The sequence below is a fragment of the Corynebacterium pacaense genome (genome assembly GCF_900169525.1).
In the GTDB taxonomy this organism is placed as follows: domain Bacteria; phylum Actinomycetota; class Actinomycetes; order Mycobacteriales; family Mycobacteriaceae; genus Corynebacterium; species Corynebacterium pacaense.
Genome location: NZ_LT821240.1, coordinates 700,030 through 725,796 on the forward strand (window position 1 = coordinate 700,030; position 25,767 = coordinate 725,796).

28 protein-coding genes are annotated in these 25,767 nt (G+C 64.5%); 11 read left to right on the plus strand and 17 right to left on the minus strand.

The features are described from left to right. The first annotated feature begins 64 nt into the window (after positions 1-64). Complete coding sequence (locus B7E02_RS10370; protein WP_080795816.1) at positions 65-439, plus strand: hypothetical protein; 375 nt, start codon at positions 65-67, stop codon at positions 437-439. Here B7E02_RS10370 and B7E02_RS10375 read toward each other — a convergent pair. Both B7E02_RS10375 and B7E02_RS10380 read right to left on the minus strand, forming a co-directional pair. Continuing rightward, positions 436-1,023, minus strand: coding sequence for a MazG nucleotide pyrophosphohydrolase domain-containing protein (locus B7E02_RS10375; protein WP_080795818.1), 588 nt, complete (start codon positions 1,021-1,023; stop codon positions 436-438). The genes B7E02_RS10370 and B7E02_RS10375 overlap by 4 nt on opposite strands. A gap of 11 nt (positions 1,024-1,034) precedes the next feature. Continuing rightward, positions 1,035-1,223: an Rv0909 family putative TA system antitoxin gene (locus B7E02_RS10380; RefSeq protein ID WP_080795821.1), complete on the minus strand. Its 189-nt coding sequence runs from the start codon at positions 1,221-1,223 to the stop codon at positions 1,035-1,037. Positions 1,224-1,411: 188 nt separating this feature from the next. Here B7E02_RS10380 and B7E02_RS10385 point away from each other — a divergent pair, with 188 nt between their 5' ends. Further along, positions 1,412-1,666 (plus strand): hypothetical protein, encoded by a 255-nt coding sequence (locus B7E02_RS10385; protein WP_080795824.1) that lies wholly within the window; start codon positions 1,412-1,414, stop codon positions 1,664-1,666. 15 nt (positions 1,667-1,681) lie between these two features. Then, positions 1,682-1,969, plus strand: coding sequence for a hypothetical protein (locus B7E02_RS10390; protein ID WP_143336730.1), 288 nt, complete (start codon positions 1,682-1,684; stop codon positions 1,967-1,969). Between the two features lie 18 nt (positions 1,970-1,987). Here B7E02_RS10390 and mfd read toward each other — a convergent pair whose 3' ends face one another. The 3 genes from mfd to B7E02_RS10410 all read right to left on the minus strand — a co-directional run bounded on the left by mfd (position 1,988) and on the right by B7E02_RS10410 (position 6,880). Then, positions 1,988-5,632: a transcription-repair coupling factor gene (gene mfd / locus B7E02_RS10395; RefSeq protein WP_080795829.1), complete on the minus strand. Its 3,645-nt coding sequence runs from the start codon at positions 5,630-5,632 to the stop codon at positions 1,988-1,990. A gap of 5 nt (positions 5,633-5,637) precedes the next feature. After that, positions 5,638-6,354 carry a TetR/AcrR family transcriptional regulator gene (locus B7E02_RS10400; RefSeq protein ID WP_080795831.1) on the minus strand — a complete coding sequence of 239 codons (717 nt, stop codon included), beginning with the start codon at positions 6,352-6,354 and terminating at the stop codon, positions 5,638-5,640. Between the two features lie 244 nt (positions 6,355-6,598). After that, the gene (locus B7E02_RS10410; RefSeq protein ID WP_080795834.1) at positions 6,599-6,880 is read right to left on the minus strand and encodes a hypothetical protein; all 282 of its coding nucleotides are present in this window, start codon (positions 6,878-6,880) and stop codon (positions 6,599-6,601) included. Positions 6,881-7,048: 168 nt separating this feature from the next. Between B7E02_RS10410 and ggt the strand changes: the two genes are divergently transcribed. Continuing rightward, entirely contained in the window at positions 7,049-8,995 is a 1,947-nt protein-coding gene (ggt, locus tag B7E02_RS10415) for a gamma-glutamyltransferase (RefSeq protein ID WP_080795836.1), read from the plus strand. A gap of 10 nt (positions 8,996-9,005) precedes the next feature. Here the strand turns inward: ggt and B7E02_RS10420 are convergent, their stop codons facing one another. From B7E02_RS10420 to B7E02_RS10450, 7 genes are all read right to left on the minus strand, one after another. Then, complete coding sequence (locus tag B7E02_RS10420; RefSeq protein ID WP_245802249.1) at positions 9,006-10,127, minus strand: YihY/virulence factor BrkB family protein; 1,122 nt, start codon at positions 10,125-10,127, stop codon at positions 9,006-9,008. Beyond that, a complete protein-coding gene (locus tag B7E02_RS10425) occupies positions 10,118-10,741 on the minus strand; it encodes a response regulator transcription factor (RefSeq protein WP_080795841.1) in 624 nt (207 codons plus the stop codon). The genes B7E02_RS10420 and B7E02_RS10425 overlap by 10 nt, the downstream gene beginning before the upstream one ends. Beyond that, positions 10,738-11,928 carry a sensor histidine kinase gene (locus tag B7E02_RS10430; protein WP_080795845.1) on the minus strand — a complete coding sequence of 397 codons (1,191 nt, stop codon included), beginning with the start codon at positions 11,926-11,928 and terminating at the stop codon, positions 10,738-10,740. The genes B7E02_RS10425 and B7E02_RS10430 overlap by 4 nt, the downstream gene beginning before the upstream one ends. 29 nt (positions 11,929-11,957) lie before the next feature. Beyond that, complete coding sequence (locus B7E02_RS10435; protein ID WP_080795850.1) at positions 11,958-12,779, minus strand: ABC transporter permease; 822 nt, start codon at positions 12,777-12,779, stop codon at positions 11,958-11,960. A gap of 63 nt (positions 12,780-12,842) precedes the next feature. Further along, positions 12,843-13,775, minus strand: a complete 933-nt coding sequence (locus B7E02_RS10440) for an ABC transporter ATP-binding protein (protein ID WP_080795853.1) — start codon at positions 13,773-13,775, stop codon at positions 12,843-12,845. 94 nt (positions 13,776-13,869) lie between these two features. Further along, positions 13,870-14,655 carry a YwiC-like family protein gene (locus B7E02_RS10445; protein WP_245802250.1) on the minus strand — a complete coding sequence of 262 codons (786 nt, stop codon included), beginning with the start codon at positions 14,653-14,655 and terminating at the stop codon, positions 13,870-13,872. After that, the gene (locus tag B7E02_RS10450; RefSeq protein ID WP_080795858.1) at positions 14,633-16,162 is read right to left on the minus strand and encodes a multicopper oxidase family protein; all 1,530 of its coding nucleotides are present in this window, start codon (positions 16,160-16,162) and stop codon (positions 14,633-14,635) included. The genes B7E02_RS10445 and B7E02_RS10450 overlap by 23 nt, the downstream gene beginning before the upstream one ends. Positions 16,163-16,367: 205 nt before the next feature. On the opposite strand from B7E02_RS10450, the gene glmU reads away from it, so the two are divergent. The 3 genes from glmU to B7E02_RS10465 are packed head-to-tail and all read left to right on the plus strand — an operon-like array spanning position 16,368 to position 19,429. After that, on the plus strand, positions 16,368-17,831 hold the full coding sequence (gene glmU, locus B7E02_RS10455) for a bifunctional UDP-N-acetylglucosamine diphosphorylase/glucosamine-1-phosphate N-acetyltransferase GlmU (RefSeq protein ID WP_080795863.1): 1,464 nt from the start codon (positions 16,368-16,370) through the stop codon (positions 17,829-17,831). Between the two features lie 12 nt (positions 17,832-17,843). Next, complete coding sequence (locus B7E02_RS10460) at positions 17,844-18,821, plus strand: ribose-phosphate diphosphokinase (protein WP_080795866.1); 978 nt, start codon at positions 17,844-17,846, stop codon at positions 18,819-18,821. After that, the gene (locus tag B7E02_RS10465; RefSeq protein WP_281248251.1) at positions 18,818-19,429 is read left to right on the plus strand and encodes a DNA alkylation repair protein; all 612 of its coding nucleotides are present in this window, start codon (positions 18,818-18,820) and stop codon (positions 19,427-19,429) included. The genes B7E02_RS10460 and B7E02_RS10465 overlap by 4 nt, the downstream gene beginning before the upstream one ends. Here B7E02_RS10465 and B7E02_RS10470 read toward each other — a convergent pair. Then, positions 19,426-19,845: a VOC family protein gene (locus B7E02_RS10470; RefSeq protein WP_080795871.1), complete on the minus strand. Its 420-nt coding sequence runs from the start codon at positions 19,843-19,845 to the stop codon at positions 19,426-19,428. The genes B7E02_RS10465 and B7E02_RS10470 overlap by 4 nt on opposite strands. 253 nt (positions 19,846-20,098) lie before the next feature. Between B7E02_RS10470 and B7E02_RS10475 the strand changes: the two genes are divergently transcribed. Both B7E02_RS10475 and pth (B7E02_RS10480) read left to right on the plus strand, forming a co-directional pair. Beyond that, a complete protein-coding gene (locus B7E02_RS10475) occupies positions 20,099-20,710 on the plus strand; it encodes a 50S ribosomal protein L25/general stress protein Ctc (protein ID WP_080795874.1) in 612 nt (203 codons plus the stop codon). A gap of 106 nt (positions 20,711-20,816) precedes the next feature. Further along, on the plus strand, positions 20,817-21,350 hold the full coding sequence (gene pth / locus B7E02_RS10480) for an aminoacyl-tRNA hydrolase (protein WP_080795875.1): 534 nt from the start codon (positions 20,817-20,819) through the stop codon (positions 21,348-21,350). 12 nt (positions 21,351-21,362) lie between these two features. Here pth (B7E02_RS10480) and B7E02_RS10485 read toward each other — a convergent pair whose 3' ends face one another. The 4 genes from B7E02_RS10485 to B7E02_RS10500 all read right to left on the minus strand — a co-directional run bounded on the left by B7E02_RS10485 (position 21,363) and on the right by B7E02_RS10500 (position 24,329). Beyond that, positions 21,363-21,548, minus strand: coding sequence for a hypothetical protein (locus tag B7E02_RS10485; RefSeq protein WP_080795877.1), 186 nt, complete (start codon positions 21,546-21,548; stop codon positions 21,363-21,365). Between the two features lie 2 nt (positions 21,549-21,550). After that, on the minus strand, positions 21,551-21,754 hold the full coding sequence (locus tag B7E02_RS10490; protein ID WP_080795878.1) for a hypothetical protein: 204 nt from the start codon (positions 21,752-21,754) through the stop codon (positions 21,551-21,553). Between the two features lie 82 nt (positions 21,755-21,836). After that, complete coding sequence (locus B7E02_RS10495) at positions 21,837-23,279, minus strand: glyceraldehyde-3-phosphate dehydrogenase (RefSeq protein WP_080795879.1); 1,443 nt, start codon at positions 23,277-23,279, stop codon at positions 21,837-21,839. A 51-nt stretch (positions 23,280-23,330) separates the two neighbouring features. Continuing rightward, on the minus strand, positions 23,331-24,329 hold the full coding sequence (locus B7E02_RS10500; protein WP_080795880.1) for an NAD(P)H-dependent flavin oxidoreductase: 999 nt from the start codon (positions 24,327-24,329) through the stop codon (positions 23,331-23,333). A 13-nt stretch (positions 24,330-24,342) separates the two neighbouring features. Between B7E02_RS10500 and pth (B7E02_RS10505) the strand changes: the two genes are divergently transcribed. Further along, positions 24,343-24,972, plus strand: a complete 630-nt coding sequence (gene pth, locus B7E02_RS10505; protein ID WP_080795882.1) for an aminoacyl-tRNA hydrolase — start codon at positions 24,343-24,345, stop codon at positions 24,970-24,972. Beyond that, positions 24,969-25,760, plus strand: a complete 792-nt coding sequence (locus B7E02_RS10510) for an SDR family NAD(P)-dependent oxidoreductase (protein ID WP_080795884.1) — start codon at positions 24,969-24,971, stop codon at positions 25,758-25,760. The genes pth (B7E02_RS10505) and B7E02_RS10510 overlap by 4 nt, the downstream gene beginning before the upstream one ends. Positions 25,761-25,767 lie beyond the last annotated feature (7 nt).

Here is a 25,767-nt window from a genome sequence, read left to right on the forward strand (position 1 = left end):
TGAGCACTTATGATTTTCTACGGCACAGTATTTACCGCCATCCCTCCTCCCCAAAAGGACAACCATGACCAAGTCTTTCCGCCTCGCCGTCGCCGCCGCCACCATCGCCCTCGGTGCATCCCTGACCCCCGTGGCCTCCGCACAGGAAGGCGGCCTCCAGGCGATCAACGAGATCGTGGACAAGCTGGACTGCAACGCCCTTCGAACCGTCCTCGAACAGTCGGGCATGGCCAGGGAATCCACCACCCGCGATGAGCTCGCCGCCACGCTCAGGAACGCCACGAACCTCGGCGCCATTGACCCGATTCTCGGCCTCGCCGGGAACATATACGCGGGGCGCATCGCCGATCGCGCGCTGACCTGTGGCATCGTCAAGGCCAATCCGCAGCAGGACATCATCACCCAGCTGCAGAATCTCTCGAGCAACCTCTCGTCCTAGCGCCCCGCCGACTTCTCCGCGGCCTTGCCCTCCGCCCAGTAGCGCTGCTGTTCCTCGACCCCCACGGTCCCCCTCGTACCATCGAAGAGGTAGGGGGATCTGGATTCCATCTTGGCCACGAAGCTCGCCGCTACGGCGCTGAAGTCGAAACTTCCGCGCCTGGCGGCGAGTTCGGCGTGAAAGAGTACCTGCAGGAGGACGTCCCCGAGCTCCCTGCACATCTCCGTCTCGTCCCCAATCCCGACAGCCTCGATGAACTCCTCCGATTCCTCCCGGAGGTAGGGAATCAGGCTTTCATGGGTCTGGGCGGACTCCCATTCGCCCATGCCCACCGCCTTCCGCATTACCTCGACGGCCCGGGCCACGTGGCCGACCCTGGCGTCGATAAGCGGTGCGGAGAAATCCACAAGGTCGGCGCGCGTGGTGAGAAACCACGGCGCGCCGACCTCGGATTGAAGCCCCCAGGACGCGATGTCCAGGGAAACGGAATCGTCCACCTCCACCGGTTCCCCCCGTCCGAGTACCGCGTCCAGAAAGGCAGCGGGGAGAACGGGATCGGTGGAGTCAATCAGGACGATCGTCATGGAAGGTGACTCTAGTTGTTCTTACCGATCTGCTCATCAAGCTTGTCGCGCACGGCGTCAATCTGACCCGCCTTGTCCGCGCCCAGCTTGTCCTTGGCGAACTCGGAGACCTTGTCGAGGATCTCATCGGACTTCTGCTCCGCCTGATCGGAATTCAGAAACTCGGTGGCCTTGGCTTTTGCATCGTCGAAAACACCCATGTGTGATTTCCCCTTCATTGTTGGCGCTACGGATATCGCTGCTAAGAATACGTCAACTCCGTGACGCCGGCACCCGTTTTTTCCAGGCACCGATCATCCCGGTTCCGCCCGGGTGACGTCTCCGGGCAGATCCGCGCGCGGAAGCATTCCCCCGAAAGCGGTGCAGACCGCGGGGTAGGGTGTTCGACATGCGCGAGCGGAAACTCACCACACTGATTGCGGGTCCGATCATCTTCGAATCATCCTCCCGGGAAACCACGATCTCGCGCCGCTCCGGCGAGCATTTTCCCGGCTACGGTCCGGGCATCGGACGCCTGGATGTGCCCCTGGACGCATTCCGGGAGAACCTTGATCCCGAGCACAGGGGCGCCATTGCGGAGGAGATCTTCGCCCAGGTCAAGGATGACTTCGGGGGTCTGGGCCAGAACCTCCTGCTGCAGTGATTGTCGGGAATCAGGGTGCCGGGAGAGTTCCTGCTGACCTCGCTCGAGTTCGGACGGGTGGTCATCGAATCCGAGCTGAAGGAATCCAACGTGTGCGTCTACTCCGGCGATACCCACTCCCGGAACTGGAACAGTGACCACTCCATTCCCCTCTCACTCGATCACGCCCGGGAGTACTGGTCCGCGGAGGAGAGCGCCACCTACTGTGCCTCCGCGTTCCGCGAGTGCCGCGACGTTCTCGATGCAGAGTACCCCGGGGGTGCGGACCAGGCGGAATGGGAACTCGAACTGTGGTTCGGCTGATCGATCCCCCAGCCGCCACTACTGTGACACCGAGACCACCGATGCCTTCTTCGCAGGTCGACCCGCCCGAGAACCCCTGACATCGATCTGCTCGACATCGAACATACGCGAGATGAAGTCCGCGACCCACTGGAGCAGGTCCACATCCCGGAGCAGCGGATCAGTGACGTTGCGGCCCGCCTTGGGGAAGGAGACCTGGATGGCCTTGGCCGCGGCGCGGTAGGTGGCACCGGGGAACAGACGCCTCAGACGCACCTGCTGGGAATCCTTCAGCTCCACCGGATGTATCTTGATCCGGGTGCCCTGCACCGCGACGTCGGTGAGACCTGCCCTGCGCATCTGGTGGCGCAGCCGCGATACCGCCAACAGGCGGGAGACCTCCTCGGGAATCGGACCGTAACGGTCCTCCATCTCCTCCACCGCCAACCGCAGGTCCGTCTCGGAGGTGGACTGCGCGAGCTTGCGGTAGATCTCCAGGCGGAGGCGTTCTGCGTTGATGTAGCTCTCCGGAATGTGGGCATCCACCGGAAGATCCACGCGGATCTCCTTCGGCCCCTGGACGGTGCCGTCGACGGGTTTGCCGTCCGCCAGCGCCCGGTAGGCCTCCACCGCCTCCCCGACGAGGCGGACGTAGAGATCGAATCCCACTCCGGCGATGTGTCCTGACTGCTCCGCCCCGAGGACGTTGCCCGCACCGCGCATCTCCAGGTCCTTCATCGCCACAGCCATACCCGCACCGAGATCATTGTTCTGGGCGATGGTGGCCAGGCGGTCGTAGCTGGTCTCGGTCAGCGTCGCACCCTTCGGGTACAGGAAGTAGGCGTAACCACGCTCCCTGGACCGTCCGACACGCCCGCGCAGCTGATGCAGCTGGGACAGACCCATGTGGTGGGCGTTCTCCACTATCAGGGTGTTGGCGTTGGCGATGTCCAGCCCCGTCTCCACGATGGTGGTGCACACGAGCACATCGTATTCCCGGTCCCAGAAACCCTGGACGGTCTGCTCCAGGAGCTCCTCACTCATCTGGCCGTGGGCGACCACGACCCTCGCCTCGGGCACCAGATCGCGCAGCTCGCGCGCCTTCTTCTCAATGTCCGCAACCTTGTTGTGGATGAAGAAGACCTGGCCGTCACGGAGCAGCTCACGGCGGATCGAGGCCGCGACCTGCTTGTCCTCATAGGGACCGACATAGGTGAGAATCGGATGGCGGTCCTCCGGCGGGGGGAGAATGGTGGTCATCTCGCGAATGCCCGCCATCGACATCTCCAGAGTTCTGGGGATCGGGGTGGCCGACATCGTGAGCACGTCGACGTGGCTGCGCAGCGCCTTGATGTGCTCCTTGTGCTCGACACCGAAGCGCTGCTCCTCATCGACGATGATCAGGCCCAGATTCTTCCAGTGGACGCCGGTCTGCAGGAGCCGGTGGGTGCCGATGACGATATCCACGGAACCGTCGGCGAGCCCCTTGAGGGTCTCCTTCGATTCCCTGGCGGATGTGAAGCGGGACAGTCCCCGGATGGTCACGGGGAATCCGGCCATCCTCTCCTCGAAGGTGGACTGGTGCTGCTGCGCCAGCAGCGTCGTGGGCACCAGCACGGCCACCTGACGGCCGTCCTGGACCGCCTTGAAGGCGGCGCGGATGGCCACCTCGGTCTTTCCGTAGCCGACGTCACCGATGATCACGCGATCCATCGGGGCATCCTTTTCCATGTCCTCCTTGACCGCCTCGATGGCCAGCATCTGATCCTCGGTCTCGACGAAGGGGAAGTTGTCCTCCATCTCCTTCTGCCACGGCGAATCAGGAGCGAAGGGATGCCCGGGGGCGGCCTGACGCTTGGCGTAGAGCTCCACGAGCTCGCCGGCGATCTCCCGGACCGCCGCGCGCGCCTTCTTCTTGGCATTCTTCCAGTCGGAGCCGCCCATCTTGGACAACGACGGTTTCTCACCGCCGACGTACTTGCTGAGCATGTCGAGGGAATCCATGGGCACATAGAGCTGATCGCCGGGCTGGCCCCGCTTTGACGGTGCGTACTCCAGCACGATGTACTCCCGGCGCGAGGTTTCATCGCCGGCCGAGATGGTTCTCTCCGTCATCTTCACGAACCTGCCGATGCCGTGGGTCTCGTGGACCACGAGATCACCGGGGGTCAGCGCGAGCGGATCGACCTTGTTGCGGCGGCGGGCGGGGCGTCGCTTGGCGCCGGCGATGTCACCCACGCGGTTGCCCGTGAGATCGGTTTCGGTGATCACCACCAGGGGCAGCGCGGAGGCGTCACGATGCTTGCGCACCTTCGGGAACACCAGTCCCGCGTGGCTGAGCGCGTGGTAGAGCGTGACCTCCCCGGGGCTCGGCTCCCAACCGGGAGTGGCCACATGGGAGGGTATGCCCTTCTCGGAGAAGCGCTCGGCCATGCGCTTGATCGCACCCTGATTCGGGGCGATGAATGCCGCACGTCCCCCCTGCCTTGTGTGCGCGAGCAGGAGCGTCATCATCTCCTCGATTTGCGCGAGATCACCACGCGGGGCTGGTCCCGGCTCGAAGTCGAGCGGGAGCGTCTCCTCATCGGCGGACTCGAACATGCCCTCCGGCGAGAAGGTCCACCAGGGCAGCGATGACTTCGCCGCTGAGGCCTCCAGGGATTCGAAGCTGCGGTAGCTGGAGGCCTGAAGATCCAGCCCCTGCGTTGCGATGGGACCGTCCGCACCCATCGCCGCCGCCTCCCAACCCGCGGCCAAAAACTCCGCGTCCGTTGCCTCCAGATCCGCGATGCGGGTGCGCACCTTCTCGGGTGCCACCACGACGAGGTGGGTTCCCGCGGGGAGCAATTCGAGCAGCGGAACGAGGGGGGTGTCCACCAGGGCGGGAATCAGCGCCTCCATGCCATCGACGTCGGTGTGATCGGCGATACGGGTGAGGATCTCCACCAGCGTCGGGTTGCCGGGGTGCGCCACGGCCAGTTTCTCGGCCCGCGCGGCGACCGCATCGGTGATCAGCAGTTCGCGCGCGGGGTAGATCTCGATGCCGTCAATGGTGATCTCCGGAATGGTGCGTTGATCAGCCACCGAGAACTGCCGGATATCGGAGATCTCATCGCCCCAGAACTCGACACGGACGGGGTAGTCCAGTGTCGTTGGAAAGATGTCGAGGATGCCACCGCGGGTGGCGAACTCACCGCGCCGGCCCACCATGTCCACATGCTTGTAGGCACGGAAAACCAGCTCGCTGCTCAGCGAGGAGAAATCGAACTCGGCACCCTCCCGGAGCCTGAGCGGGGTTCGTCCCTCCGCGGTCCGCAGGACCGGTTGGCAGAAGGCGCGCGCCGCGGCGACGACGACCCGGGCGTCGTCAAGCTTGTTGAGCACCTGTGCGCGACGGCCGACGATGTCCACACCGGGGCTGAGCCGCTCATGGGGAAGGGTCTCCCATGAGGGGAACAGGGCGACCCTGTCCCCCATCATCGCGGTGAGTTCGGCGCTGAGGTCCTCCGCTTCACGCCCGGTGGCCGTGACCACGAGAACCGGTGTGTGATGCGCCAATGCGGCGATCGTCCAGGGGCGCGCCTGGTCGATGCCGGTGAGGTGCAGGTGCGGCTCCCCCACATGGGCGACCATGCCCTTGAGTTTCGGATCGGTGGCCGCGACCTTGAGCAGGCCCGCCAGCATGGGTATCACGCGTTGTTCTCCTTGTTTTCTGCCGGTGTGTTGAAATCTGTGTTGATGTCTGTGGTTGTCCCCACCTCCGGGCGCTGGTCGGTCGCGCCGAGGATCGCCCCCTCGGAGGTCGGGGTGCTCAGATGGGGTGAGGCCTCCATTCCGGCCAGTCCGTTCCAGCACAGGTTGACGATGTGTGCCGCGACCTCCTCCTTCGGCGGTGTCCGCTCATCGAGCCACCACTGCGCCGTCATGGAGACCATGCCCACGAGTGCCTGTCCGTACAACGTCGCGTACCCGGGATTCAATCCCGATCGGGAGAACGCCTTTGCCAGGATATGTGAGACCTGGGTGGTGGCGTCATTGAGCAGCGTGCCGTAGGAACGGTCCTGACCCGGACGCATATCCCGGACGAGGATGAGGAAACCATCGGTATCCCGCTCGACGTAGGTCAGCAGTGCCAGCACCGCCTGTTCAATCCGGTAGCGCGAACGCCCGTGCCGCAGGGAATCGGTGATCATGGCCTCCAGTTTGAGCATCTCCCGGTCGATCACGACGGCGAACAACCCCTCCTTGCCACCGAAATGCTCATAGACCACCGGTTTGGACACGTCCGCTCTGGCGGCGATCTCCTCCACGCTCGCGCCCTCGAAACCGCGTTCGGCGAAGACCGCGCGACCAATCAGAATCAATTGCTCCCGACGTTCCTTGCCGGTCATCCGCTGTCGAACCATGTCCCCAGCCTATCCCAGCCCACGGACCCCGAATAATTGGAACTCACCCGGCGTCATGTAAACTCTAGCGGTGCAGTTCAGCCCTTTCGCTGACCCGCATTTCCCTGTGGTGTAATCGGCAACACTACGGTTTTTGGTACCGTCATTCAAGGTTCGAGTCCTTGCAGGGAAGCAGCACGAAAACACCCGCTCACCTGGCCTTTAAGGGGCAAGTGAGCGGGTGTTTCATTGAAGGTGTGACAGATCAGGCCGCCCGCACGCCGTAGGCGGCGATCACACTTGCCAGGGCCATGTCCACGCGGCTGCCCGCGAGAGCCTCCAGATCCCTGACGGCGCTCTTCTCAATGAAAATCTTACGGAAGCGATTAATCCGGCCCTCGTATCCGCTGGCCGCCGCGTCGAGCACGCTGTCGACCATGTGGGGCTTGATTCGCTCATCAAAGCGGGTGTGCAGATCCTGCCTCACACTCCAAAGGTAGTCGTGGCTGCGTTCAATCCTGCTGATTTCCTTGTCAATGTTGTTCATTGTGTTTCCCTTCCCACCCGAGTCCCCGGCGGTTCATCTAATAAACTCTTTTTATTAACCTGTTGTTCACTTTATCCCCTCTCCGCATTGATCGCAACCCACCAATGATTGGGGCGTCCCAAGCATTTACCCTTCCCTCGGGCGTCAGATATTGTTAACCTTGTATTTATGAACGTGTCTAAGATCACATTGAAAAGGGTTGCCGCCACGTTCTCCGTGGTCGCGCTGGCCCTCACGCTGGCCGCCTGTGCCAGCAACCGCGACTCACAGCAGGACGCGGCCACCGACCCCGAACCACAACCCTGCGGGATGCCCGCGGACACCGGCGCCGACGTGGAGGTGGAGGCAACGCACAGCGGCGAGGACATCTCGGTCGCTCCCGAGATCGCCACCGGCTACCGCTCCGGACTGGAACCCGTGAGCACCACCGGCTACGCGGTGGCAACCGCCAACCCCCTGGCCTCTGAAGCCGCCTGCGACATCCTGCGCAACGGTGGCACCGCGGCCGATGCGCTGGTAGCGGCTCAGTTCGTACTCGGACTGAGTGAACCACAATCTTCCGGAATCGGCGGCGGAGGCTACATCCTCTACTACGACGCGGACACCGGCGCCATCACCGCCATCGACGGCCGCGAGACCGCACCCGTCGCGGCGGATGAAAACTACCTGATACAGGTCTCCCCGGAGGATCCCACCCCACCCGTCCCCGACGCCCGGAGGTCCGGACGTTCAATCGGGGTGCCCGGAATCGTGGCCGCTCTGGGAGAGCTTCACGACGCGCACGGGAACACCGCATGGCCGGAGCTGATCGCTCCAGCAAGGCAACTGGCCACCGACGGTTTCGAGATCAGCCCGCGAATGTCGGCCTCCATCGCTAGCTCGGCCGAGGACCTCTCACACGATCCCGACGCCGCGGCCTACTTCCTCACCCCCGGGGGCGAAGCCAAACCTGCGGGAACCCTCCTGCACAACCCCGACTATGCCGACACCCTGGAACTGATCGCAGATGGTGGGCCGGACGCCTTCTACACCGGTGAGATCGCCGCCGATATAGTCGAACGGGCGACCCGGCCGACCGAGGGTTTCACCCCCTCGCTGCTCACCACCGCCGACCTCGCCGCCTACACCCCCGAAACCCATGAGGCACTGTGCGGGCCCTACCGCGAGCACCAGATCTGTGGCATGCCACCGTCCTCCTCCGGCGGAGTCACAGTGATCGAGGCACTGGGAATACTCAACAACTTCGATCTCGCACAGTACGCCCCGACGGATGTCGGACGCGATGGCGGACTGCCCGATATCGAGGCAATCCACCTCATCTCCGAGGCACAGCGCCTGGCCTACGCCGACCGCGACGCCTACATCGGTGACCCCGCCTTCGTCACCGTTCCCGGAGGTGGCATCGAGGAACTGATCAGTGCCCAGTACACCAGGGAACGCGCCGGGCTGATCAACCCGGAGGTCTCCATGGGTACCGCGGAGGCGGGTCTGCGGGAGTCCGCGCTGTCCGCACCGGTCCCCGAGAGCGGGACCAGCCACGTCTCCGTGATCGATTCCCACGGCAATGCCGCCTCCCTGACCACCAGCGTGGAGGCCGCGTTCGGATCCTTCCACTTCACCCGCGGATTCATCCTGAACAACCAGCTCACCGATTTCTCCGCCCAGCCCACCGATGAGATGGGGGCGCCCGTGGCCAACCGCGTCGAGTCCGCGAAACGACCCCGGTCCTCGATGTCACCCACCATCGTGTTCACCAGCGATGACAACGGCGCCCCCGGCGACCTCGCCATGGTGCTGGGCTCACCGGGGGGATCACTGATCATCCAGTTCGTCATCAAGACCCTGGTCAACATCATCGACTGGGGCATGGATCCGCAGCAGGCGGTGTCCGCCCCGAACTTCGGCGCCATGAACGAACCGGAGACGGGAATCGGGACCGAGCATCCACTGGTCGAGGAGCACGAGCGGGATCTGATCTCCGGACTGGAGGGCAGGGGTCACCAGGTCAATCCGACGAAGCAGTCCAGTGGACTCTCCGCCCTTGTCCGCGGCGACGGTGCCACCATCACCGGCGGAGCCGACCCCAGACGCGAAGGTGTGGTGATGGGAGGCTGAGATCCGCCCCCTACTCCTGCCCGTCGTCCTCGGGGGTCTCCCGGCTCTCCCGGAACTCCCTCGCCCGATCGGCCATCTTCTCCTGGGATTCCTCCAGCGAGGTCACCGCGGTGATCGAACGCGGCCGCACCAGGTTGTGGCGTTCCGCGGGCAGCCCCGCCTGGAGCTGCCTGGACCTGCTGACCTCGGCATCGATCTTGAGCCCGACAACGAGTACCGCGTTGAAGATCCACATGCCCACCAGCAGCGCCATCACAGAACCGACCGCGCCGTAGGAATTGAAGACGGCGAAGGTACTGAAGTACAGATTGAGCGCCAGGCCCGCGAGGAAAATCCCGGACACCGCGAACACCGATCCCGCGCTCAACCAGCGGAATCTCGAGGGCTTCACATTCGGCGCGACATGGTAGATAAGCGCCACCAGCCCGGCGAGCACCAGCAGGATGACCGGCCATTTCGCCCAGTTCCACACCGGGATGAATGTTTCCGTGAGGAAGCTCAGCACCCCGCCGAGCCCGAGCGGCCCGGCCACGGGGCCCAGCACCCGGTCCACCACTGTCTCATTGACAATCAGTGACACCAGGACGAAGACGGCGCCGGCGAGGAGCACGATATTGGTCATCAGCATCACGGCCCACTGCCGCAGAATCGTCCGCCCCTCCGCCCGGCCGTAGACGGTGTTCGCGCACCGTGAGAACGCCCTGACGTACGCCGATGATGTCCACAGCGCAACCACCACACCGACGACCAGGCCGATTCTTCCGCCCGTGGCGGAACCCGCGACGGCGTTGAACAGGCTGAGCACGAGCTCATGCTGCTCCTCGGGTACATAACGATCCAACAGCCCCGTGATCTTGTCGATGATCTCCGCGGAGTTGCTCGACAACAGCAGGGTGATCAGGGAGTAGATGACCAGGAGTGCCGGGGCCAGGGAGAGCACGGAAAAGAAGCTCAACAATGCCGCGAGATCCAGCAGTCCGTCCGGAATGAAATCCCTGAGCACCCGTCCGAACGCGAGTTTCCAGCCCTGCCGGGTCAGCCTGATGCGCCTGGCGTCCACCGGTCGCCGCGGCTCCGCCGCCGCCAGCGTCGCGTCGATGAGATCGCGGTTGTTGTTCTGGTTCACAGCCACCCCAGCTCCCTGGCACGGGTGAATGCCTCGAAACGGTTATGGGCGCCGGTCTTGGCTATCGCCTGCGAGAGGTAATTCCTCGTGGTTCCCGCCGCCAGATGGACCGCCGTCGCAATATCGTCGATGCTTCCACCCCTGCCCGCCAGTTCCAGGACCTCCTCCTCACGCGGAGTCAGGGGCGATTCACCGGCGCTGATCGTCAGAGCCGCCAGCTCGGGATCGATGTAACGTCGACCCGCGTGCACACTGCGGATGGCGGCGGCGAATTGTTCCGCCGTGGAGGTCTTCGGCATGAAACCGAGGATTCCGGCAGACAGCGCCCTCTTCAGCTGCCTTGGACGGGCATGGGAGGTGACAATCAGCACCGACAACCCCGGACTGAGGCGGCGAAGCTCAATGGCCGTGTCAATTCCGTCCTTATCCCCCATCTGCAGATCCAGGACGCACACACCGGGCACCTGTTGACCGGTACCGAGTCTGTCGTTCCACCAGGAGATCAGCTCCTCGCCCGAACCGGCGGTGGCGAGCACCGTGAGATCATCCTCGAGACCGAGCAGCGTGGCGAGTGAGCTGGCCACCAGTGACTCGTCATCGGCGATGGCGATGGAGATCATGTGCTCCCCACTCCCCGTACCAGCCTCGCCGTGAATACGGTTCCCTCGCGTTCGACGATAAGGGACACCCCCATGGCCTCGGCACGTTGCCGCAGTGCGCCTAGTCCGGAGATCCGTCCCATCTCGCCGTGGGCCCCGTCATTGCTCATGCTTACCTCCTCCGTGGAGAGGTGGAGATCCACCGAACTCGCCTCTGAATGACGCAGAACATTGGTCGTGGCCTCGCGCACGAACCACGCGGCCAGCTCACCGTGGGCCCGGCCGAGGCCGGGGTCACCGCCGTGGACGTAGAGTGCGATCCCGGCGTCGTCAAGCAGACTCCGCGCTCCATCGATCTCCCTGGAGAGATCGATGGAACGGTACCCCTTGACCACCGCCCGCATCTCCGCCATGGACAACCGTGTGAGCTGCTGGAGCTCCTGGAGCTCCCCCTCCAACCGCGCATCGCCGCGGCGTGACAGGGCGAGCGCCAGTTCGGATTTCACGGACATCGCCGCGAGGTGCTGACCCAGGGTATCGTGCAGCTCCTGCGCGAAACGCAGCCGTTCCTCCGTCACCTTCAGCGACGCCTCCAACACCCTGGCACGTTCGATCTCCTTCATCATCGCCAGCGTCCACACCGACAGCTTCAGGGTCATGGTCAGGGTGGGGGGCACGACCAGCCACCACAGACCCGCACCATGTGACTGGGCGAGCACCAGCGCAACGGTGAGCGTGGTGGCCACGACAAGCAGCCAACTGAACCTCATCCAGGGGAAATAGACTAGAGCGAGGATGAAGAGCGTGAACATCGCGAGCACCAGGGCTGCGTTCCTGCTTTGCGTAGACACTCCGGGGATCAGCAGGATGACAAGCCAGAGCACGAGACCGGAGGAGGCGAACAGCAGCCCGGCCCGGAACACGGGCCGCACATCCCTGCGCTCACGGGTGTTGAGGTCGGGATGCAGCTCGAAGGTCACTGCGGCGAAAACCGCCGCCACCACGGCGAACACCGCGATCACCGCACGCCAGAAGGCATCCAGCGCAAGATCTTTTTCTCCGGAGGCGGCCATGACGGTGACCAGCGCCACCGCGATCGGTGCGCTCTGCAGGGACAGCCGCGTATAGAGCGCGAGCTTTGTCACGGCATCGAGTCCCCGCCACGTCCGCAGCGGGAACACGAGACCATCGAATCTGGAGTCTGTCATTGGGAACCGATGTTAGCGGGTCCGACGCTCTAGCGGTGGGTGTCCCAGCGAATGTACCTGCGCGCAGCCACCAGCGACACGACGGTCCACGCCACCACGATCAGCAGCGGTCGACCCGATTCACCGAGAACCCCCGCGAAATCAGCGGGCTCAACCCCCGCCAACGAATCGCTGTAAGTGGCCCCGGCCCAGCCGAGTTGGACCAGGTCGCTGATCATGGCAAAGGGTGTGTAGCCGATGATCTGAGCGAAAAGCCCGTCACCGAATGCCGGCCGGAGCGAACCGATACCCAGGACCGCGATGGTGAACACCGGCATGGAGGTCAACTGCGCGGCCTCGGCGTTGCGGGTGAAACCGCTGGTGATGAACGCCAGCGCGCTGGAGAGCACCAGTCCGAGCAGCACCACGAGAATGATCGGGAGGATGTTCACCGGTGCCGGGGCACCCATGAGCATGAGGATCGGGACGATCACGATGGAGAAGATGATCGTGAGCACCGCGCCCGGCAGACAGATGGCCAGGAGAATCTCCATGTCACGGGCCTCACCGGTACGCAAGCGCTTGAGCACCCGTTCATCCCGGCGCGTGGTCACCATGGAGAGCACGGTGTAGAACTGCACGAAGAGCAGGGTATATATAACGAAGAGATCGAAGGTGTTCGCGGCCTCCAGCGCACCCCGGGAACCGATTCCGAAAAGTACGAGCGGGAGTCCGAGGGGAAAGACAACGGCCATGAACAGCAGGGTCCTGTTGCGGAAGAACTGCAGCCACTCCGCCCTGCCGAGTGAGCGGATACGCTGGATCGGGGTGGACTTCTTCTGTGTCCGGTTGGTGAGAATCGACTGTGTCATGTTGTACTCCTTGTTTTTCACTGTGTCCTGAATGCCGCAGATACCGTGGATGTCCCAGATGGCCTATATGCTCTGCTGGCCCGCGATGTCCATGAACACCGACTCGAGATTCGCGGGGCGGGCGGCGAAGCTCTTCAGCTCGAGGCCGTTGTGCTCGGCCCACCGGAGGATCTCGAGGGTGTGCTCCTGGAGTGTGGAGGTGATGATCTCCGCGTCGGTGTTGTCCCTGGTGATGTGCGCACCGGGCAGTGGTGGCAGCTCGGTCGAGGTATCCGGCAGGATGAAGTCGATCCTTGAGCCCGCGCCCGCGACCAGTTCCGCGATGGTCCCCTCCACGGCGATCTCACCGCGGTCCATGATGGCGATGCGGTCGGAGAGGAACTCCGCCTCTTCGAGATAGTGCGTGGTGAGCACCATCGTGACCCCACGCTTCTTCAGCACCAGCAGCAGGTCCCAGGTGTGGCGCCGCGACTCCGGGTCGAGGCCGGTGGTCGGTTCGTCGAGAAAGAGGATGGAGGGGTCGCCGAGCAGTGCGCAGGCGAGGTCGAGGCGCCGTTGTTCGCCGCCGGACAGCGAGCCGACCTTGACGTCGGCGCGGTGGGCGAGGTCGACGTCGGCAAGCACGTCCCCGATGTCACGCGGATAGGAGCAGGTGCCGTGCCACATGCGCATGGTCTCCATGACCGTCAGCTGTGAGGGTAGGCCACCGGACTGCAGCATGATGCCGAGCTCGGGGCGGAGTTCGGCGCGGTCAGCCACGGGATCACGCCCGTGGATGCGGATCCGGCCCGAGGTGGGACGGGCCAGACCCTCCATCAGTTCGAGGGTGGAGGTCTTCCCCGCGCCGTTGGTTCCTAGCAGCCCGAAGACCTCACCCTCGCGGACATGGAAAGTCGATCCCCTGACCGCCGTGTAGGCCTTGTCGCCGCTGCCGTAGGTGCGGACGAGGTCCGTGACCTCGATTGTCCTTGTCGTGGAAGCAAGTGTCTGTGTCATGCCTCCACTGTGCCGCGAAGGGATCTGCGCCGGTAGAGCCGTATGTCAGGACCTGATCAGCGGTGCGTCACGGTTGCAGGATGACACATGTCACCTACAGCGCGAGACAGACGGAGAGGATGAGAAGCAGGAGAAGTGGAATCTCGGCCTGCCCCACCATCTTCGGGGTCCAGGTTCTCCCCGAGGCGGAGGAGCGGGGGATGGCCCAGGAACGGAACAGCGCGGCGGCCATGGTCAGGATCATTGCGGCCCCGGGTACCCATCCCACCTGCAAGGCGATCCCGACCGTGGCCAACAGTGCCACGGCGTGGTAGCAGATCGACCCGAGGAGATAGCCGCGGTTTCCCCGTTCGCGGATCATCGTCTTCACGAAGGCGATGGTGCCCGCGAAGTAGAGGCCGGTGAAAGCCGCGCACCACCACTGCATCGGCGATCCCGACAGCACCGGCAGCATCAGTGTCGAGGCCACTGCGGTGGCAACACCGGACAGCAGCGAACGGGGCCGCCCGCGCCACGTCTCCACCAGCGCGAGCCCCACGAGGGGCACGAAGGCAAGTGCCCAGGCGATCAGGCCGGGTTCCCGGTAGAGAGCCACCACCGCACCCAGCGTGGACAACCCGCCGTAGACGAACACCGGCTCCAGGTACCTCCTCCGACGGACCCCTGCGCGCGCCCGCGCCGCCAGACCGAAGGCGAAGAAGGCGAAGTAACCACTGAACCAGGCGACGAACACCGACACAGTGGTCCACAACCCGAGATCCGTGGACAGCGCACCGAGCAGCACGGGGGTCAGGAGCATGTACCACGCCCCGTGCTGGTTGGGGATCCACGGGGAGATTCCGTGCCTGCGTATCGGCCTAGTGCCGGTGCGTGTGCTCACTGCTCCCCGTTTCCAGAGCCGGGGTCTGACCCGGTTCCACGATGACGAACTGGCCCATCATTCCCTGATCCTCGTGGTAGAGCATGTGGCAGTGGTACATGTACGGCCAGGTGGGGTCGGGGTGGTGTCCGAACTCGACCGCGAGGGTCGCCCCGGCGCCCGGCGGCAGACTCACCGTGTCCTTCCATCCATCATTGAACACCTCCACACCGGTGCCCTCGAAGCGGTTCACCCGAAAGCGCGCGTTGTGGATGTGGAAGTTGTGCGGCCAATCGGAATTGTCGTTGGTGACCTTCCAGATTTCCGGGCCCGAATGGTCGATGACCACGTCCACGCGGTTCATGTCCATCATCAGGTCGTTGATGGAGAAGGTGTTGAGCAGAAAATCACGCTGCGGCGCATCGGTGGTGTCTGGCCCGGTCGCGGCCCTGACGTCGAGCACCCCGGGTACCGCGGGAGCCGGCCCGCTTCCCTCCGGTGGGCCGGTGATGCCCAGCAGGGTGAATTGATCACCGAGACCGAAATCAGGGGTGTACCCGTCCTCGGGTACGCCGAAGTTGTCCGGGAACGGGAGGGAGACCAGGGAGATGTCATCGCCGGGCTCCAGATCCACCAGTATCTCCCAGCGCTCGCCCGGGCCGATCGGCAACATCCCGCGTTCCACCGGTTCGGGCAGAAAACCGGAATCGGAGGCGATCACATTGAACGCCCGGTCATCGGAGAAGGCGAGGTTGTAGAAGCGCATGGTCGAACCGTTGAGAACGCGGAACCGAACCCGCGGGGTCGAGGCATCGAAATGGGCATTGGTGATGCCGTTGACCGTGGGGGTATCACCCAGCAGTCCGAGGTCCGGCAGGTCCGTCTCATCCAGCGAGCCGTCCTCATTGAAGCGGTGATCCATCAGAACGAGGGGGATGTCATCCACGCCGTAGTCCCTGGGCAGGTCCAGGGAATCGGAGACCTCGTCCTCGACAATGAACAGACCGGCCAGCCCACGGTAGGCGTGCAGTCCCGTCAACCCGTGGGTGTGGGGGTGGTACCAGAGCGTCGCGGCGGTGTTCTCCACCGTCCAGCCGGGCGACCACGTCGCGCCGGGTTCGATGGGAGAATGCGGTCCGCCGTCCGCGACCGCGGGCAGTTTCATGCCGTGCCAGTGCACGGTGGTGGTCTCCCCGAGGGTGTTGGTGATCTCGACGGTCACCCGATCGCCGCGCCGCGCGGTGAGCGTCGGACCCAGATGCGTCCCGTTGAAACCCCAGGTGCGGGTGCTCACGTCCGGGAGGATCCGGCTGTCCCCGGCCTGCGCGGTGAGCCGGTAGGTGAGGGAGGTCGCGTCACCGGTGGCGTCGGCAAGCGGGGGTACGGGCAGCGGCCGCGGCGCCCCGCCGTACCCCCGCGGTGTCGGTGCAGTGGAGCATCCCCCGAGCGCCGATACCGCCACCACGGTTCCGGCCACCAGGCCGGCCCCCTTGAGAAACGCACGTCGATCCACCGCAGGCACGGCCATACAACACCCCTGATCGAATAGACACGGGAAACTTCAGTTTATTAGTCTACGTCCGCCGCTGACCGCTTCCCGGAACTCCCGGGTGAGATTGCGCACGCGAACCCGGGGAAACGAGAAAGTGGACCGAAAGTGTCTGCGGGGCACTCCGTGGCGTTATGCTATTGGACGTACGTGTGCCCCTGACACATAAGGATTTGAAATCGCTTTGAGCACAGTCGATCCATCCTGCGCCGTCGTGGTCCTGGCGGCCGGCGCGGGAACCAGAATGAAATCCGACCTGCAGAAGACGCTGCACAGCATCGGCGGACGCAGCCTCCTCTCCCACAGCCTCCATGCCGCGGCGGGACTCCATCCCGAGGAGATAGTCGCGGTCATCGGCCATGAGCGCGAACAGGTCGAGCCCGCCGTGGCGGCGGTCGCCGCGGATCTCGGCCGCGGGATCCGCGTCGCGGTCCAGGAGACGCAGAACGGCACCGGCCACGCGGTGCAATGCGCACTGGAACAGCTGGAGGGTTTCCACGGCACCGTGGTTGTGACCAACGGTGACGTGCCGCTGCTGACCTCGGCGACGCTGTCCGCGCTCGTCGACGCCCACACCGCGGTCCCCACCGCCGTCACGGTGCTCACCATGCGACTTGAGGATCCCACCGGTTACGGACGGATCGTGCGCAACAGCGAGGGCGAGGTCACCGCCATCGTGGAGCAGAAGGACGCCGATGACACCACCCGCGCCATCAACGAGGTCAACTCCGGAGTCTTCGCCTTCGACTCCGACATCCTGCGCTCCGCGCTGACCCTGCTCAGCCCGGACAACGCACAGGGTGAGCTCTACCTCACCGACGTGCTCGGCATCGCCCGCAACCAGGGGCATCCGGTCCGCGCACACACCGCCGACGATGCCCGCGAACTCGCCGGCGTCAATGACCGCGTGCAGCTTGCCGACGCCGGGGTGGAACTCAACCGCCGCACCGTCGAGGCCGCGATGCGCTCAGGGGCCACCATCGTCGATCCCCGCTCGACCTGGATCGACGTCGAGGTCACGGTGGGCCGGGACGTGGTCATCCACCCCGGAACCCAGCTGCAGGGCACCACCTCGATCGGGGACCGCGCCGAAATCGGCCCGGACACGACCCTGAGCAATGTCACCGTCCACGCCGGAGCCTCGGTGGTGCGCACCCACGGGTCGGACTCCGAGATCGGGGAAAACGCCACCGTCGGACCCTTCACCTTCATCCGCCCCGGCACGGTCCTCGGCCCGGAGGCGAAGCTCGGCGGCTTCGTCGAGGCGAAGAAGGCGATCATCGGAAGGGGCTCGAAGGTCCCTCACCTGACCTATGTCGGCGACGCCACCATCGGTGAGGAATCCAACATCGGCGCATCATCGGTGTTTGTGAACTACGACGGCGTGAACAAGCACCACACCACCATCGGCAGCCATGTCCGCACCGGCTCCGACACCATGTTCATCGCCCCGGTCACCGTCGGCGACGGTGCCTACTCCGGCGCCGGAACAGTGATCAAAGATGATGTTCCCCCGGGTGCGCTGGCCGTCTCCGGCGGGCACCAGCGCAACATCGAGGGATGGGTGCAGAAGAAACGACCGGGAACCGCGGCCGCGGAGGCCGCGGAGGCAGCACTACGCAACTCCACCACCAACCAGGAAGGCTAAGCAGAGACCACCATGACTGCTCACTGGAAACAGAACAATAAAAACCTCATGCTCTTCTCGGGCCGCGCTCATCCCGAGCTCGCCGAGGCCGTGGCACGCGAACTGAACATCGAGGTCACCCCGATGACGGCACGGGACTTCGCCAACGGCGAGATCTACGTGCGCTTCGAGGAATCCGTCCGTGGATCCGACTGCTTCGTCCTCCAGTCACATACCCAGCCGCTGAACAAGTGGCTCATGGAACAGCTGATCATGATCGATGCACTCAAGCGGGGTTCCGCCAAGCGCATCACCGCCATCCTGCCGTTCTACCCCTACGCCCGCCAGGACAAGAAGCACCGCGGCCGCGAGCCGATCTCCGCCCGCCTGGTCGCCGATCTCATGCTCACCGCCGGGGCGGACCGCATCGTCTCCGTGGATCTGCACACCGACCAGATCCAGGGCTTCTTCGACGGCCCGGTCGACCACATGCACGCCATGCCGATCCTCACCGACTACATCAAGGACAAGTACGAACTGAACAACATCGTCGTGGTCTCCCCCGACGCGGGACGCGTGAAGATGGCCGAGAAGTGGGCGAATACCCTCGGCGACGCGCCCATGGCGTTCGTGCACAAGACGCGGTCCACGGAGGTTGCCAACCAGGTGGTGTCCAACCGTGTCGTCGGTGACGTCAGGGGCAGAACCGCGGTGCTTCTCGACGACATGATCGACACCGGTGGCACCATCGCCGGAGCTGTTGGTGTGCTCCGCGAGGCCGGGGCCACCGACGTCATCATCGCGTGTACCCACGGCGTGTTCTCCGACCCCGCCCGGGAACGCCTGAACAACTGCGGCGCCCGCGAGGTTATCACCACCGACACCCTCCCCCAGAACACCGAGGGCTGGGACAACCTCACCGTCCTCTCCCTCGCTCCGCTGCTGGCGCGGACCATCAACGAGATCTTCGAGAACGGTTCGGTGACCACACTCTTCGAGGGCGAGGCATAGACCGCTTCCGGGAGGCCCTCCTCCCCCACGCCGACCCTGCACGCGCCGCCTCGATGGCGGCGTACATGCGGGGTCGCTTCGCCTTCCTGGGTGTGCCGACCCGCGAGCGTCGGCAGGCGACGCTGCCGCTGCTGCGCGGGTACACCGCGCTCGACCGCCGGCTGGTGCTCGACTGCTTCTCCCAGAAGGAGCGAGAATTCCAGTACATCGCCTGCGATCACATCAGGCGCACCGGCATCACCGACCTCTCCCTCGCATTGAGGCTGGTACGCACGAAATCCTGGTGGGACACCGTCGATGCACTGGCGAAGCCGATCGGAGCGGCGGGTGATCGGCAGGAGATGATGCGATGGGCGGCCAACGGTGACTTCTGGGTACGGCGGGTCGCCATCCTCCACCAGCTCGGCCGCGGCGCGGACACCGACCTCGATCTGCTCAGCGCTATCATCCGGCTCAATCTCGGCTCCGGGGAGTTCTTCGTGGACAAGGCGATCGGGTGGGCGCTACGTGAGGTCTCCCGCACCCATCCGATGTGGGTGCGGGAGTTCGTCTCCGGTACCGACCTGTCCCCGCTGAGCCGCCGGGAGGCTCTGAGAAGGCTCGGTTAATTTCCGGGAAGTGCCTCCGGATCGAAGTACATGAGCTCCCAGCCGTGCCCGTCGGGGTCATCGAATGCGCCGCCGTACATCGGACCATCCTCGGCCAGTTCCCTGGTCACCGTTCCCCGGGCCGTACGCACCCGGCGCATCAGTTCATCGGCGTCCTCCTTCGAACAGACGGACAGGCAGTTGAGCACCTCCCGGGCACCCTGAGGCTCGACCACCGGACGCTCGGTGAAATCCGAGAACCTGCGGGTCTGCAGCAGCATGACCACGATCACGTCGCTGACCATGAACGATGACGTATTGTCATCGCTGAACATTTCATTTTTGGTGAATCCGAGTCCGGCATAGAAATCGCTGGCCACGGAGATGTCGGCGACGGGTAGATTGATGAAGATCATGTCGTGCCTGAGTCGGTCCATGATAGTTCTCCTCGTAGGTGTGGGTTGGATCACTGTGTACCGATCCTACTTGGGTTCCCGCTCCCCCGCGTGCTAGCATTGTCGAGTCTCGGCGAGGGTGGCCCCGGTTTCACGGAACCACCGTTATCGACGCGATTGCGCCTGTTTCACGGTGGTATCCCCGCCTGCGAAGACTCGACCAAGACATGCGAGTTGGACGCAGGCTTTTTTCATGCCTGTGACCTCAAGAGATCAACCTTTCAAGGAGAATCATATGGCTTCCTCTTACCCCACCATTGAGGCTGCGATCCGCACCGAGTTCGGCAAGGGTTCCGCCCGTCGCGCACGCGTCGCGGGCCAGATCCCCGCCGTCATCTACGGTGCCGATCTGGACAGCAACATCCACCTCACCGTCGATCACCAGGAATTCGCCGCCGTCGTGCGCAACCAGGGTGTCAACGCCGTCATCGAGATCGACGCCGAGGGCGAGAAGCACCTGACCATGATCAAGCACATCGACCAGAACGTGCTGACCTTCAACATCGATCACCTCGACCTGCTCGCCATCAAGCGTGGCGAGAAGGTTGAGGTCGAGGTTCCCGTCGTCATCGAGGGCGAGCCCGCCGACGGAACCATTTTCGTCCAGGATGCCAACGCACTGCGTGTGGAGGCCGATGTGCTCAACATCCCCGAGGAGTTCGTCATCTCCGTCGAGGGCCTGGAGTTCGGTACTCAGATCACCGCCGGTGACGTCGCCCTCGGCGATGCCACGCTGGCCGAGGATCCCGAGCTGCTCATCGTCAACATCGTCCACCCGGCACAGGAAGAGGCCGAGGAGGAAGCGGAGCCCGCAGAGGACGCAGAGGCTCCCGCAGAGTCCGAGTAGTCCGGACCTCCGCCCCGGCGGTTGCAACCAGTGCACGATTGCAACCGCCGGGGTTTTTTCATGCCCGGATGGATGCCGTGATAGGCGGCATGATTGACTTGGGGTCGTGAATGACTCCCCTCTTCTTGTCATCGGCCTCGGAAATCCCGGCGCGAAGTATGTCGGTACCCGGCACAATATCGGATTCGAGCTCGCCGACGAGCTGGCATCGCGACATCATGCGCGCTTCTCCGTACACAAGCGCTCGAACACGGAAATCATCCAGCTGCCCGGTCTGCTCGTGGCCAAGCCACGCAGCTTCATGAACCTCTCCGGCGCCCCGGTGCGCGCACTCGCGGATTTCTTCTCCGTCCCACCCTCCGGGATCGTCATCGCCCACGATGACCTGGAGCTGGACCCTGATACCGTCCGGCTGCGCAGCGGGGGTGGCGATCACGGGCACAACGGCCTCAAATCCGTCACTGCGGCACTTCGAACCAGGGACTACTGGCGGCTCAGCCTCGGGGTCGGGCGACCTCCGGGACGAATGGATCCGGCATCATTCGTTCTCAGACCGTTCTCCAGGCAGGAGCAGGCCGGTGTGCCGATCATGGTCGCCGATGCCGCGGATCTGGTCGAGGAGCACCTGCGGCGCCGGTGACGGGCGTAGGGACTACCAGCGCCGCGCCTTCGCCAGTGCGGTGCGAAGGGCGGCGTCGTCAAGCTTGAGCGCCCCGGCCTTCCGCAGACGGTGGGCCACCGTCGGACAGGTGGTGCACCTCGGCTTATCGCGGCAGCACTTCTTTTTCACCTTTCCGGATTCCAGCTTCCTCCGGACGCCGCCCATCTTCTTCGCCATGACTACCTGCGGCGGGCTTCCTTCAGGCGGCGCGGCAGATCAATGTCATCATTGTCCAGTGCACCCGATTTGAGCAGACGGGTGTACACAAGGGGGCACCCCGGGCACCGCGGGGTCTTCCGGCAGCACGTGGATTTAACTTTCAGACCCAGGGGGTTGTGGGTGACCTTGATCCGGGAAGCACCGCGCTTCTTAGACTTAGCCATGCTCTAAGCCTACCCCGGTCAGGGGTGGCTATCCTAAAAACATCCCCCAATCCCTTCGAGCGGGGGCCGCCGTGGCCCGAACCTAGAGCTCCACGGGGTTGGCGCGCACCGGAAGGACCTGGGGTCGTGCGCCGGCGATCTCCTCAACGATCCGGATCACCTGGTTGGAGTAGCCGTACTCATTGTCGTACCAGACATAGAGCACCAGATGGCGGCCCGCCGCAATCGTGGCCAGACCGTCGACAATGCCCGCGTGGGTGGTGCCGACGAAATCGGTGGACACCACCTCGGGGGAGGCGATCCAGTCGATCTGCTGACGGAGGTTGGAATGCAGGGACACCCTGCGCAGGTACTCATTGACCTCGTCGCGGTCAACCTCGCGCTCCAGGGTCAGGTTGAGCACCGCCATGGACACATCCGGGGTGGGAACACGGATGGCGTTGCCCGTGAGCTTGCCCTCGAACTCCGGAAGCGCCTTGGAGACCGCCCTGGCCGCACCGGTCTCGGTGAGTACCATGTTCAGCCCGGCGGCGCGGCCCCGGCGTGGTCCCTTGTGGAAGTTGTCGATCAGATTCTGGTCATTGGTGAAGGAGTGCACGGTCTCCACATGGCCGAACTCGACACCGTATCGGTCATTGATCACCTTGAGCACCGGGGTGATGGCGTTGGTGGTGCAGGAGGCCGCGGTGACGATCCGATCGTCCGCGGTGATATCGGAGTGGTTGATCCCGTACACCACGTTCTTGAGATCGCCCTTGCCCGGGGCGGTCAGCACGACCTTGGACACACCCTTAGCCCTGAGGTGCTGGGACAGTCCCTCACGGTCGCGCCAACGGCCGGTGTTGTCCACCACGACGGCGTTGTCGATGCCGTACTCGGTGTAATCGACGCTCGCGGGATCATTGGAGTAGATCACCTGGATGGGTGTCCCGTTGGCCCAGATGATGTTGTTCTCGTGATCGGTGGTGATGGTGCCGTCGAAGGCCCCGTGCACGGAATCGCGGCGCAGCAGCGAAGCGCGCTTGATCAGGTCGTCGTCGGTGGATTTGCGAACCACGACCGCGCGCAGACGCACACCATCGTAGAGTGCCTCGCGGGAGACGAGGATCCGTGCGAGCAGCCTACCGATACGACCGAAGCCGTAGAGCACCACATCGGTGTGTTCGGTGGTCGGCCCGGTGCCGATCACCGATGCGAGCTCCTCCTCGAGGAAGGTGCGCAGATCCGTGCGCCCGGACTGCTCGAAGTTGTAGGCCAGCTGGCCCAGATCAATGGAGGCGGTTCCCAGATCCATGTCCACGAGCTCACGGAGGATGCTCAGGGTGTCCTCCAGGGGCAGCTCCTTGGAGGTGATGTGGCGGGCGTAGCGGTGGGACTTGATGATGTCGATGTCAGAGACATTCACAAGGAGACGACCGAAGACGGAGACCACGACGTTGTTGTTCCGGTGGAGCTTCCCGATCAGGGGCACCATCTCCTCCGCGACGGCGATGCGTTCGTTCCAGTCCTTGTGGTGGTGGCTCATAGCTGGTTTGTCCTTCGGGGGTTGATGTCGAACAATCCCCCCAACCGTAGCCTAAGCGGAAGGATTCAATTCCATAAGTATCCGCTTGGCCTCCGCCTCCCTTGCCAGTGCCATTCCGGTGCCGGCGAGACAGTAGGCAAAATCCCTGTTCCCACGGGCGGTTGAAGCCTTCCGCAGTGGAGCGAGGAGGGTATTCAGGTACGGATAGAGTGGGGGTAAACTTTCGTTGGCCCTGCTGAAAGCGGTGGCCGCGCCGCGGGCGAAACGCCCCGAGAAGGCGCGGGTGGACACGGTCGGGCCGCCGTCTGCGATGATCCCACGGTTGAAGAGGGATGTCCCCGCCTCGGGTGCGAGCAGGAAGGCTGTGCCGCAGGAGGCGGCCTGCGCGCCGAGGGACAGGACACGCTCGACGTCCCGGGAGGTGGAGATGCCCCCGGCCGCAACGATCGGCACCGAGACCGCGATGTCACGGAGCAGATCATCGAGGCTCCGCCGGTCGGGCCGGACATCGATCGACCAGGTGGAGCGGTGCCCTCCCGCCTCCGGCCCCTGGACGATGAGCACGTCGGCCCCGGCCGCCTCCGCCGTGACGGCATCCTCCGGGTTGGTCACCGTCACCCACGCCTCGATGCCGGCCCTGTTCAGCGCATCGAACTCCGTGGCGGTGAACATTCCGAAGGTGGAGGAGACGACGGCGGGGCGGGCCTGAAGAAGGAGGTCGAACTTCTCCGCCCATCCGTTACTGAGATCGACCTCGGGGATGTGCGGATCATCCAGGCCGTACTCCCTGAAGGCCTGGGTGAGCCGACCCGCGACGGCGTCGATGTCGGCGGGCGCCGGCTCCCGGTCCTGGGGACGAAAGAGGTTCACCCCGAACCTCCCGTTGACCCCGGAGATGTCCTCCCGCAGCTGATCAACGCCGATCACTCCCCCGGCCAGGAACCCCACGGTCCCCGATTCGTGGGCGGCGTTGACGAGGGCCGGTGTGGACGGTCCGCCCGCCATGGGTGCGATGATGACAGGGATATCGAGCGAATCGAGGATGGTCATGCCAGCCCATAGTATGGAAGGGGTGAGCATCTTTACCAGAGTCGCATCCCTTTTCACCTCCCCCGCCGCACCCGCGCACACCACGGAGATCCCGTCCGCCGGGTGGCTGGTGGTCGGACTCGGCAATCCCGGTCCCAGGTACGCAGCCACCAGGCACAATGTCGGCTACATGTGCGTGGACTCGCTTCTCGACGCCCACCGCACCGAACCACTGACACCCCTTCCGGGCTTCAGCTCGCTGGTCGCCCGGATGGGCGACGCCGTCGCCGTGCGCCCGACGACTTTCATGAACAACTCGGGAAAGGGCGTGGCCCCGCTCGCCTCTGCGATGGGCGTCGATCCGGGGCACATCATCGTCATCCACGATGAACTGGACCTCCCCGAGGGCACCGTGCGGGTGAAAATGGGCGGAAACGAAAACGGCCACAACGGATTGAAGTCACTGACCGAGGAGCTGGGCACCCGTGACTATCTCCGGGTCAGGATAGGTATAGCGCGTCCGCCGACGGGGATGTCAGTGCCGGATTACGTGCTCACACCGGCTGAGGGTGGCAGTATCGGTATCGACACGGCGGCCCGCGCCGTGGACCTGATCATCAGCGCAGGTCTCGCCACCGCACAGAATGAGATCCACAGAAAATGAGCACGATTCTGATCACCGGTGCCTCCAGCGGCATCGGTGCGGCAGCCGCCCGGCTGATCGCGGCCAACACCTCCGATGAGCTGATCCTCGTCGGCCGCAATCCGGAGCGGACATCGGCGATCGCCACGGAACTCGGCGCCGAGCACCACATCGCCGACTTCAGTCAGTTCGATCAGGTCCGCGCCCTGGCCGCCTCCCTGAGCGGACGCCGCATCGACGTCCCGGCCAACAATGCCGGCGGGCTTTTCGACGGACCCCGCACCACTGCGGACGGATTCGAACTGACCTGGCAGGTCAACTACCTGGCACCGTTTCTGTTGACCCATCTCCTACGGGAGCAGATCGGGGCGACCGTCAACACCGCCTCCGTCGCCTCCGTGCTGTTCTCCCACCTGGACCCCGACAACCCCGGGGAGTTCCATTCGTCCAATCGTGCCTATGGGACCGCGAAGCTGGCAAACATCATGTTCGCCCGCGCGCTGACTGCCAGGGGAATTCCCTCGGTGTCCTTCCATCCAGGTGTCATCGCCACCGGCTTCGCCGCGGATTCAGCCGGGGCGATGAACCGGCTCTACCACTCCCCGATCGCCCGCCTGTTCAGCAGACCCGACCGCGGCGGAGCCAACCTCGCCTACTTCATTACCGGGGTCCCCGGAATCACCTGGCGTTCGGGCACCTACTACGGAAGCAACCGGCGCCCGGCGTTGACGCGACCGCTGGCGTACGGCCGGGCCGTGGACACACTGTTCGACTCGTCACTGCGGCAGCTGGGCATCTCCAACTTCTAAACCGGCC

Coding starts and splice junctions, on each gene's coding strand:
- B7E02_RS10370 (WP_080795816.1), top strand. CDS start 65: ATGACCAAGTCTTTCCGCCTCGCCGTCGCCGCCGCCACCATCGCCCTC.
- B7E02_RS10460 (WP_080795866.1), top strand. CDS start 17,844: ATGACTGCTCACTGGAAACAGAACAATAAAAACCTCATGCTCTTCTCG.
- B7E02_RS10380 (WP_080795821.1), bottom strand. CDS start 1,223: ATGGGTGTTTTCGACGATGCAAAAGCCAAGGCCACCGAGTTTCTGAAT.
- B7E02_RS10510 (WP_080795884.1), top strand. CDS start 24,969: ATGAGCACGATTCTGATCACCGGTGCCTCCAGCGGCATCGGTGCGGCA.
- B7E02_RS10500 (WP_080795880.1), bottom strand. CDS start 24,329: ATGACCATCCTCGATTCGCTCGATATCCCTGTCATCATCGCACCCATG.
- mfd (WP_080795829.1), bottom strand. CDS start 5,632: ATGCTGGCGGGCCTGCTCAAGGTCGCGGCCACCGATCCGAAACTCAAG.
- B7E02_RS10410 (WP_080795834.1), bottom strand. CDS start 6,880: ATGAACAACATTGACAAGGAAATCAGCAGGATTGAACGCAGCCACGAC.
- B7E02_RS10475 (WP_080795874.1), top strand. CDS start 20,099: ATGGCTTCCTCTTACCCCACCATTGAGGCTGCGATCCGCACCGAGTTC.
- pth (WP_080795882.1), top strand. CDS start 24,343: ATGGAAGGGGTGAGCATCTTTACCAGAGTCGCATCCCTTTTCACCTCC.
- B7E02_RS10430 (WP_080795845.1), bottom strand. CDS start 11,928: ATGACAGACTCCAGATTCGATGGTCTCGTGTTCCCGCTGCGGACGTGG.
- B7E02_RS10400 (WP_080795831.1), bottom strand. CDS start 6,354: ATGGTTCGACAGCGGATGACCGGCAAGGAACGTCGGGAGCAATTGATT.
- B7E02_RS10485 (WP_080795877.1), bottom strand. CDS start 21,548: ATGGCGAAGAAGATGGGCGGCGTCCGGAGGAAGCTGGAATCCGGAAAG.
- B7E02_RS10375 (WP_080795818.1), bottom strand. CDS start 1,023: ATGACGATCGTCCTGATTGACTCCACCGATCCCGTTCTCCCCGCTGCC.
- B7E02_RS10385 (WP_080795824.1), top strand. CDS start 1,412: ATGCGCGAGCGGAAACTCACCACACTGATTGCGGGTCCGATCATCTTC.
- B7E02_RS10470 (WP_080795871.1), bottom strand. CDS start 19,845: ATGGACCGACTCAGGCACGACATGATCTTCATCAATCTACCCGTCGCC.
- B7E02_RS10425 (WP_080795841.1), bottom strand. CDS start 10,741: ATGATCTCCATCGCCATCGCCGATGACGAGTCACTGGTGGCCAGCTCA.
- ggt (WP_080795836.1), top strand. CDS start 7,049: ATGAACGTGTCTAAGATCACATTGAAAAGGGTTGCCGCCACGTTCTCC.
- B7E02_RS10495 (WP_080795879.1), bottom strand. CDS start 23,279: ATGAGCCACCACCACAAGGACTGGAACGAACGCATCGCCGTCGCGGAG.
- B7E02_RS10450 (WP_080795858.1), bottom strand. CDS start 16,162: ATGGCCGTGCCTGCGGTGGATCGACGTGCGTTTCTCAAGGGGGCCGGC.
- B7E02_RS10435 (WP_080795850.1), bottom strand. CDS start 12,779: ATGACACAGTCGATTCTCACCAACCGGACACAGAAGAAGTCCACCCCG.
- B7E02_RS10490 (WP_080795878.1), bottom strand. CDS start 21,754: ATGGCTAAGTCTAAGAAGCGCGGTGCTTCCCGGATCAAGGTCACCCAC.
- B7E02_RS10440 (WP_080795853.1), bottom strand. CDS start 13,775: ATGACACAGACACTTGCTTCCACGACAAGGACAATCGAGGTCACGGAC.